The sequence below is a fragment of the Xenorhabdus khoisanae genome (genome assembly GCF_001037465.1).
Classification (GTDB): Bacteria; Pseudomonadota; Gammaproteobacteria; order Enterobacterales; family Enterobacteriaceae; genus Xenorhabdus; species Xenorhabdus khoisanae.
Genome location: NZ_LFCV01000212.1, coordinates 1 through 1,863, shown reverse-complemented (window position 1 = coordinate 1,863; position 1,863 = coordinate 1). Strand labels below are relative to the sequence as shown.

1 protein-coding gene and 1 pseudogene are annotated in these 1,863 nt (G+C 40.9%); one reads left to right on the top strand and one right to left on the bottom strand.

Going from position 1 to position 1,863, the window contains the following annotated elements; translation table 11 throughout:
• Window positions 1-217: 217 nt before the first annotated feature.
• Window positions 218-627 (top strand): annotated as a pseudogene (locus AB204_RS23720) (helix-turn-helix transcriptional regulator); the annotation flags it as partial.
• 109 nt (window positions 628-736) lie between these two features.
• On the opposite strand, the gene iolB reads toward AB204_RS23720, so the two are convergent.
• On the bottom strand, window positions 737-1,567 hold the full coding sequence (gene iolB, locus AB204_RS20210; RefSeq protein ID WP_047965179.1) for a 5-deoxy-glucuronate isomerase: 831 nt from the start codon (window positions 1,565-1,567) through the stop codon (window positions 737-739).
• Window positions 1,568-1,863: the final 296 nt, after the last annotated feature.

Genomic DNA, 1,863 nt, shown 5'->3' with positions numbered 1-1,863 from the left:
ATATTATAATATAAACCGGCAAAACAGATAATGAAACACATAATAACAGCTAAAAATATAGGAGATATGACTTATGTTGATTTTTTTAGTTTCAATTATCCAATTTATACAGCAAATTATCTTTTATGGGTATGAAGTTAATGAAGACAGGTATATAAATACACGCGTTATTATTTTTTAGCTAAAATTTAACAAATGTTAATTACATAAGATAGAGATAAATTTATCCCATAAAAATGATGAACCCTATTTAAAGGGATTAATCGCCATGATGGAATATCTCAGCGATCCTTGTGGCATTAACCGATATATCTAACAGATTGGTCTGACGATCAATTTTCACAAGATCTTAAAGAGCATGACCGGAGAACAGGGGAATCAAAAGATAGAGTTTCAATTATCGAAACACATTATTGGTACGGAAAAAACACGCTCTCACCTTTCATCAGTGAAAAATTTCCCATATATAACGACGAAAAAGAGTGTATCGGGATAGTATGGAATGCTAAACCACTAAGTAATCTCTCTCCTTTAAAATACATTAAACGCCAAACGCCCAGCGTTCCCACTACAGAAGCTGAAACCGATTTGTTTACCAAAGGTGAGCTGGATATCATACTCTTTATCTAAATAACTCAAAAGAATGAGAGTGGTGCTCAAATGTCCCCCGAACTCACCCGCTATACCAAATCAGGTAAATTTGATATTGCTCCCCATCCGGGGAGCAGTTCTCCATTTAACGACTGGCATATTTCGCAGCATATTCTTCGCCATTAACCCATTGATGATCTTTTTCCCACGTGAATAACCACTTACGGGTCGGGCCAGCCATGACATTCAAGTAATAGCTATCATAGCCAGCAATGGTAGCCACGGGATGATACCCTTTTGGTACCATCACCACATCCTTGTTGTAAACCGCCATTGTTTCATCCAACGAGCGATCATCGGTATAGACCCGCTGTATACAAAAACCCTGCGATGGATTTAAGCGGTGATAATAGGTCTCTTCCAAATAAGTTTCTTGTGGTTCATTATCGGTATCATGCTTGTGGCTAGGATAGGAGCTGGTACATCCTTCATCAGTATAAACTTCAACAACCAGCAGGCTATCCGCAGGTTGATCGTCGGGCAAAATGTTGTGAACATAACGCCGATTATTGCCATTGCCACGGTGTTCCGCACTAATATCCTGCGGTGCAATCAAGCGGGTAGGATAATTTCCTTTCCCCTTTGCCTGACATACCGCCAATTCGAGTTGAGTTTCAGCAATGATTATTATTATTTCATTGGGTGCAACATAAACAGCATAAGGCTTTTTACGCTCAAATGGGCTTATGCGTTCCCCAATTTTCTCAAATCGTTGCTGAAGTGTAATCACCGAAGCTATTCCCGCAACCAACACCAGACAAGTTTCATTTTCCGATGCAGGTAAGGTAATGGATTCACCCGCATTCAGTTCATAAACAGAAAAGTGGACATACTCCCAGTTTGCTGTTTCCGGCGTGATATGTTGTGTCCGATTATCCCGATCGGGCACGTGGTATTTTGATAGTAATTTAGACACTTGGCCCCCACTCTTCATATTTAAATCAGCCGCGTTTATACTCTTCGTCTTTCAAGTTGCCTCTTTGTTGGCTGCGCTCACTCACCCCGGTCACATAGTTATCTATGCTCCCGGGGATTCATTCCCTTGCCGCCGCGCTGCATCTTGAAATCCATTGGGTATAAATCAACCCCGCTTCTTTGGCAAATCGATACAAATTGTTATATCCCATCGTGGCATAAGTCAGCGGATGGGCAACAGCGGGATCTTGTTCTGCCTCAACGACCAACCAACCGTTATAGTGATTCGCTTTCAAT